Origin of the sequence: Blautia sp. HCP3S3_B11 (assembly GCF_052064435.1) — a bacterium.
Taxonomy (GTDB): domain Bacteria; phylum Bacillota; class Clostridia; order Lachnospirales; family Lachnospiraceae; genus Blautia_A.
Genome location: NZ_JBQHVP010000040.1, coordinates 1 through 6,230, shown reverse-complemented (window position 1 = coordinate 6,230; position 6,230 = coordinate 1). Strand labels below are relative to the sequence as shown.

Genomic DNA, 6,230 nt, shown 5'->3' with positions numbered 1-6,230 from the left:
TGTTCACTTTGGCAAAATCAAACGCGGTGCAAACGAAAGGGCAGTTTTTCTATAGTTTAAGACTGCTTTTTCGTTTACACCGCTATTGATTGTAGCCTAAAGAATTTCTGGATGAGTATAATATGCGGAAAATAAACTTAACTCCATCTTAAATATAGTGCTGAGTTTCACTGCCATTCTTTAACACCATTTTCACCACACCAAGCAATGCTGCAAACAAAACACCTGCAACCGGCCATACAATCCATGTAATATCCCAGCTCATCGTCCAGAAGCTCCATGCAAGGTAAATCGCTGTAGTCAAGCACCAATATACACCAGAAAACGTGTCAGTCTTTTTCTTAAACAATTTTTCTTCTTTTGTATATTCGCCTTCCTGAAGAAGGGTATCGTAACTGCTTTTTACCATCCCAACACGAACCAACAGATTCACTCCTATTGCAAGTATGAATAGCAGTAATCCAACGGAAAGACCACAGTAATAGTCAGACGTTTCCATGGATCCGGCAATAATTGTCGGAATCACTGCCAGTATACAAAGCACTACCCCAACAGCTGTTCCTCTGATAAAAATCGGTTCATAGGAATCTTTTTTTCTCGTACTATTCCAGATACACCATACTCTGTTTCAAAGCATTCTTTTTCAAAATGTTCCATATGTGATTCTCGCATTCCATATGTAATAAACAAAAAGACGGCTGCCGCAACCATTCCAAGCAAAAAAACACATCCAAATACTGTTGCCAGAGATTCCGAAACATGAAATACGCCATCTTCTGCCATTGTCACAAGAACAATCAATAATATTGGACTTGAGATACACATACTTGTTGCGTTTGCCACTACTTTGGATCCATTTCTTTTCATGTCAAGAAATTCATTTGCATTCTCCATAGTTACTTTTTTCAACGGTTCTGCATAGCTTTCAGTACTTTCGTGATAGGTGATATTTTCTGCTTTCATTTCATCTTTTAATAGGTAATCTGTACTAACACAAAATAGCTCCGACATCTGTAAAATTCTTTGCAAATCTGGAACAGCTCCTGCACTTTCCCACTTAGATACTGCCTGTCTGGATACGCCCAACTGATTGGCTAGTTCTTCCTGTGACTATCCATTCTTTTTTCTTTCCTCTGTAATCTTATCAGTTAAAATCATTTTTTTCTCCTTTTGCAGATTTTATGAGCTCAATATAACAGTTTTGCTGTTTGCATTCCACCATTTCAGGCTGTAAATCTGTCAACCAGCAGTTGCAAATCACAAAAGAACTCGATGAATCCCTATTTTCCAGCAATACAAGCAGGAAATTATTTATCAGCTGTATTGTTTTCCTTTTTCTTATGAGTCGAACCCAAGCAAAGAAATGAAGAACCAAGACAAAAACCGGATGAAGCTTAAATTTGATGATCAGCACCAATAGAACTACGATTCCGACCGCCGCAACGATCATCAGTCTCATTGGATCTGCCACAAAAGTTGTTTCTTCCATTTTTCCTTTGAATTCATCTGATGTATTTACCATGTATTCTATTCATCAAAAATGCAATACTGGAATTTTCTCTAAATTTTTGTATCTGTTTTTGTACATTTTAGCATTTTGACATTGAACCCGAAACACATTATCATAGGAAACAAGAATGATAACTATTAGAAATGGAGCAAATCATACGATGCATTTGTTATCTGAAGAAAAAAGCCTTCCTCAAAAAATATCAGATTCCTCTCTTTGTAGAAACCACCGGAGGTGCACTGCAGGAAGAAACCATCGAGACTCACCGTGAGATTGCAGATGCCATTGCAGCTCATGAGCCCCTCCGGGCACAGGATGCCATGTATCTGCATCTGGTTTACAACCGTAAGAGAATCCAGATGATTAAAAAAGGAGACCTTATATGACACTGCAGCAAATAAGATATTTTATCAGCGTAGCTGAGTCCGGCTCTATCAGTGAAGCAGCCAAGCGTTTGTTTACAGCTCAGTCAAGCATTTCCAGCGCTATTAAGGAAATAGAAAACACATATGACATTACCGCATTTATAAGAGAAAGCACAGGCGTACGTCTTACCAGAAGCGGCGAAGAGCTTTTAATTGAGTTTAAGGGAATTCTAAGCCGTCTTGACTACCTGGATGAGAAATATAACGGTTCCAAAAAACGGCCTTTAGGTCTGTCCGTTTCTGCCCAGCATCACATTTGCGGCATGGCCTCTTTTATTTCTGTCATCAATAAGTTAAATGAACGCTATGGTTCCTATCACTGTGGTTTTTATGAATGCCGTACCTCAGAAGTACTGGATCGCGTAGAACGGGGACTGGACGATTTGGGAATTATTTTTTTCACAGAGCATAGCAAAGGACAGATGATTCAGGAATTAAGAAATCGTGGTATTATTTTTAATCACATTGTTTATCAGACAGCTCATGCTTACATATGCCAAAACCATCCACTTGCCAATAGCCAGGAAATTAATATTGAAGAAATGATACAATATCCTTTTATTTCTTATGATCGTTCACCTGACACGAACCCTGCTTATACTGATCTTATCATTCCAAATTATCAGGTAAAAAAAATAATCCATGTTTCTGACCGGGCAGCTTCCTATTCTGCTATGCGTTATTGCCATGGATTTGCTATTGGAAGTGGTTACAGATCTTTTGATAGTAATTACAGCGACATTATTTCTCTGCCTGTCAAAAACGGAGTTCGCCTTGAGATAGGATGGATTTTGCGTAAAAAGCATACACTTTCTGATACCGCCAGCCGTTTTGTGGAGCTTTTAATGCAGAATGAAGCTGTTTTTATGTAAATAAAGATCCGACGATTTTCTTATAAAAAAATAATGCAGTGAGAAAACCCCTTTCTTGATATAGTGAAAAAAGCGATGGCTTCCCATCGCTTTTTTGTATGTTCGCAGAAACCAGCTCTCATGTTATACTTACAACGTAAATTACTACGCACCTGCACAGAAAAAAAGGAAGGAGTTTCTTATATGGAAAAACTAAAGATTGTCATCAAAAAGTACTGGAAAATTTACCTTGCCGCTCTGGTCATTTCCGCAGTCTGTGATCTGATCGGAACCGTTAAGCTTAACATTGGCGTTGGTACACTTACTCTGTTTCCGATGGTGTTTGCCGTCATATTCGGAGGGCTTTTAGGACCGGATATTTTTAAAGTATTCAAAACTGAGGAATGTAAAATAGGCGGAAGTCTGGTCCTTGTGGTTTTAGCACCTTTTATGGCTAAAATGGGCATTTCTTCCGGTGCAAATCTTGCAAAACTGGTTTCAGTGGGTCCTGCATTACTTCTTCAGGAATTCGGAAACCTTGGAACGATTCTTTTATCTATGCCTCTCGCATTATTGCTTGGTTTAAAGAAGGAATCTATTGGTGCATGTTACTCAATTAACCGTGATTCAAACCTTGGATTAACTACAGATATTTTTGGACCGGACGCTCCGGAAACAAAAGGAACCTTTGCAGTTTATATCGTAGGTTCTGTAATCGGAACAGTATTTATCAGTATTCTTGCAAGCGTTGTAGCTTCCTGGAATATTTTCGATCCTATTGCTCTTGGTATGGCCAGTGGAGTAGGAAGTGGATCCATGATGACTGCTGCTGCCGGAACATTAGGTGAAATATACCCACAGCAGGCAGAAAAGATTATGATTATGGGTGGTGCCAGTGATATGCTGACCGGTATTACCGGAATTTACATGGGTACTTTCGTAGGCCTTCCTCTTGCCAAAAAATTATACGCAATTTTAGAGCCTAAGATTGGACGCAAAAATAATCAGGAGGTTAAATAAATGGTCAGAAAATACTTCGTACAGCAGCTTGGACTGCTTCTCATGGTGTCTGTGATTATAATACTTACAAATATAATTGGTTACAAAATGCCTGTAAAAGATTCCATTATTGGAGTTCTTTTACTGAGTGCTATTTCTCTTATCGGTCTTACTATAAGTAAATTTATGAGCCGATTTGTTAAGCTTCCTTCTATGATGTATGTATCCCTTCTCGGGCTGCTTCTTGCATGTCCTGTTTCGCCGGTAAAAGATATCGTAGTTGAAACTACAACTCCTGTTGCATTTTTAGCTCCGGCTACAGCACTTGGTGCATTTGCCGGTATTTCTCTGGGAAAAGATTTAAAGGATTTTACAAAAATGGGATGGAAGCTGGTATTGATCACTTTATTTGTAATTACCGGAACCTTTATATTCTCCGCTCTTGTTGCAGACATTGTTTTGAAAATGACAGGAGCCATTTAACAATCATATGAGATGAAATGAGGTAGATTATGGAAAACTATGATATTTTAATCAAAAATTGTCAGGTTCTGAATCCTGATATGAGCGTTTCATCCACCTGTTCCGTAGGAATTAAAGACACTTGGATTAAAAAAATCGGTTCAGCAGATGAATTCGTTGATAGTGTTGCCACAGAAACACTTGATGGAAAAGGTAAGCTTGTTATGCCAGGTTTGATAGACGGTCATACACATACCTGTCAGCAGCTGTTAAGAGGTCGTGTTGCTGATGAATATCCTATGGTTTGGACTCGTTTCCTGGTTCCCTTTGAAAGCAATCTTCTCCCGGAAGATTCTTACGTCAGCGGACAGTTAGCCTGTCTGGAAATGATCAAAAACGGAACTACTGCTTTTGCTGATTCCGGCGGTGTACATATGGAACGTGTAGCTGATGCAGTTATAGAATCCGGCATGAGAGCCGCAATAGCGAAATCCACAATGGATATGGGCAATGCTATTACAGGCGCAATGAAGGAGACTGCATCTGAAGCTATAGACCATACAAAAGAGCTGTATAAGAACTATCAGGGAGCCGGCGATGGCCGTGTGGATATCTGGTTTGCTATTCGTCAGGTAATGACCTGCTCCAGAGATCTCATCACCATGGTAGGTGAATGTGCTAAAGAACTTCATACAGGCATCCATGCACATTTATGTGAGCATAAAGATGAAGTTAGCTTTTGCCTGCAAAATTATCAAAAACGTCCTGCTGAATTTTTAGATGAAATGGGAATTTTGGGTCCAAATCTTCTGACCGCACATAATGTTATGCTGTCAGACCATGATATTGCATTGATGGCAGAACGAGGAGTAAAAATGATCCATTGTCCAAGAGCCAACCTGGCAAATCATGGCTTCCCGAAGGCTCCTCAGATTCTGGAAGCTGGTGCAAGTGTAGGTTTGGGTTGTGATGGAGCTGCTCCTTCCAACCTGGATATTTTCGATGAGATGAAGGTTCTGCGTTATTCTATGCTGGCTTATTGGGGACTTCCTTCTTTTAATCCGGTAGTTATGACCTGCCCGACTCTTTTGAAAATGGCTTCTCAGGGAGGAGCAAATGCTATCGGACATGGCGATATTCTGGGATCTGTAAATGAAGGAAAGAAAGCTGATCTGATTCTTTTAAATATTGATCAGCCGCATATTACACCAACTCAGAATCTTGTAAATACTATTGTAGATGCTGCAAATGGACATGATGTAATCGATTCCATCATCAATGGAAAGCTTGTTATGAAAAATCGTGAGGTACTTACATTAGATGAAGAGCGAATTCGCTTTGAAGCTACACAGCATATGAATGAAATCATAAAGAGAGCTTATTAAAAAAAGCAAAAGACTGCTATACCAGAATTTATCAGAGCCTGGTGGAAGTAAAAGAGGCTGTAAAAAATCTTGTGTCTTTGGAAAGTGGAGACTATGAGAAAATCTCTGTAAATTAGATTCTTCTATGATAATGAATGGTGAAAAGCTTACAAATCAGGCTTTTCACCATTGTTTTATATATAACAGTTACTGCCAGGCATGTCATTTCTTTGCACAATAAATACACTTGTCACAGCTATTTGCAATTGTCTTAGGCATATCACCGCCTTCGACATAATCTGGATTATTAATGCGTAATGGACAGGTTTTGACCCCACCAATCTCGGCGGGAATAGGACAACGTCCGTCCATTTTCATATCGAATTGTTTCTTCATCTCATCCTGTTTTACTTTCTCATAATCACCACAACTAAACATAAACAACGAAACAATTTGATTCATACGTTTTTTCTCTCCAAACTCTGTTCAATTACCGCTTTACCATTCTGTTAATCCTCGTCAAAATTCAAATTGAACAAAATCGCTGCGCGATGGCCTGCCAAGGCTGTGGCGCAGTTTTCTACTTTTTCTAAAATAGGCAGTGACAGGATTGTCCCAA

7 protein-coding genes and 1 pseudogene are annotated in these 6,230 nt (G+C 39.2%); 5 read left to right on the top strand and 3 right to left on the bottom strand.

All coding sequences use genetic code 11. The features are described 5' to 3' along the window. Nucleotides 1-148: 148 nt before the first annotated feature. Both ACTNC0_RS18030 and ACTNC0_RS18025 read right to left on the bottom strand, forming a co-directional pair. Nucleotides 149-1,158 (bottom strand): annotated as a pseudogene (locus ACTNC0_RS18030) (helix-turn-helix domain-containing protein). Further along, on the bottom strand, nt 1,145-1,522 hold the full coding sequence (locus tag ACTNC0_RS18025; RefSeq protein WP_441088465.1) for a hypothetical protein: 378 nt from the start codon (nt 1,520-1,522) through the stop codon (nt 1,145-1,147). Before ACTNC0_RS18025 ends, ACTNC0_RS18030 begins: the two are co-directional and overlap by 14 nt. 131 nt (nt 1,523-1,653) lie before the next feature. Here ACTNC0_RS18025 and ACTNC0_RS18020 point away from each other — a divergent pair, with 131 nt between their 5' ends. The 5 genes from ACTNC0_RS18020 to ACTNC0_RS18000 all read left to right on the top strand — a co-directional run bounded on the left by ACTNC0_RS18020 (nt 1,654) and on the right by ACTNC0_RS18000 (nt 5,632). Next, nucleotides 1,654-1,896 carry an FCD domain-containing protein gene (locus tag ACTNC0_RS18020; RefSeq protein WP_278697793.1) on the top strand — a complete coding sequence of 81 codons (243 nt, stop codon included), beginning with the start codon at nt 1,654-1,656 and terminating at the stop codon, nt 1,894-1,896. Continuing rightward, nucleotides 1,893-2,807 carry a LysR family transcriptional regulator gene (locus tag ACTNC0_RS18015; protein WP_441088464.1) on the top strand — a complete coding sequence of 305 codons (915 nt, stop codon included), beginning with the start codon at nt 1,893-1,895 and terminating at the stop codon, nt 2,805-2,807. The genes ACTNC0_RS18020 and ACTNC0_RS18015 overlap by 4 nt, the downstream gene beginning before the upstream one ends. A 183-nt stretch (nt 2,808-2,990) precedes the next feature. Continuing rightward, on the top strand, nt 2,991-3,806 hold the full coding sequence (locus tag ACTNC0_RS18010; protein ID WP_441088463.1) for a DUF3100 domain-containing protein: 816 nt from the start codon (nt 2,991-2,993) through the stop codon (nt 3,804-3,806). Continuing rightward, the gene (locus ACTNC0_RS18005) at nt 3,807-4,268 is read left to right on the top strand and encodes a hypothetical protein (RefSeq protein WP_441064919.1); all 462 of its coding nucleotides are present in this window, start codon (nt 3,807-3,809) and stop codon (nt 4,266-4,268) included. Nucleotides 4,269-4,297: 29 nt separating this feature from the next. Further along, on the top strand, nt 4,298-5,632 hold the full coding sequence (locus tag ACTNC0_RS18000; RefSeq protein ID WP_441088462.1) for an amidohydrolase family protein: 1,335 nt from the start codon (nt 4,298-4,300) through the stop codon (nt 5,630-5,632). 201 nt (nt 5,633-5,833) lie between these two features. Here ACTNC0_RS18000 and ACTNC0_RS17995 read toward each other — a convergent pair whose 3' ends face one another. Then, nucleotides 5,834-6,073 (bottom strand): hypothetical protein, encoded by a 240-nt coding sequence (locus tag ACTNC0_RS17995; RefSeq protein ID WP_117416100.1) that lies wholly within the window; start codon nt 6,071-6,073, stop codon nt 5,834-5,836. Between the last annotated feature and the right edge of the window lie 157 nt (nt 6,074-6,230).

Bases quoted from the DNA above. Each gene is read 5' to 3' on its own strand.
- ACTNC0_RS18025 (WP_441088465.1), bottom strand. From the start codon at position 1,522: ATGGTAAATACATCAGATGAATTCAAAGGAAAAATGGAAGAAACAACT.
- ACTNC0_RS18020 (WP_278697793.1), top strand. From the start codon at position 1,654: ATGGAGCAAATCATACGATGCATTTGTTATCTGAAGAAAAAAGCCTTC.
- ACTNC0_RS18015 (WP_441088464.1), top strand. From the start codon at position 1,893: ATGACACTGCAGCAAATAAGATATTTTATCAGCGTAGCTGAGTCCGGC.
- ACTNC0_RS18010 (WP_441088463.1), top strand. From the start codon at position 2,991: ATGGAAAAACTAAAGATTGTCATCAAAAAGTACTGGAAAATTTACCTT.
- ACTNC0_RS18005 (WP_441064919.1), top strand. From the start codon at position 3,807: ATGGTCAGAAAATACTTCGTACAGCAGCTTGGACTGCTTCTCATGGTG.
- ACTNC0_RS18000 (WP_441088462.1), top strand. From the start codon at position 4,298: ATGGAAAACTATGATATTTTAATCAAAAATTGTCAGGTTCTGAATCCT.
- ACTNC0_RS17995 (WP_117416100.1), bottom strand. From the start codon at position 6,073: ATGAATCAAATTGTTTCGTTGTTTATGTTTAGTTGTGGTGATTATGAG.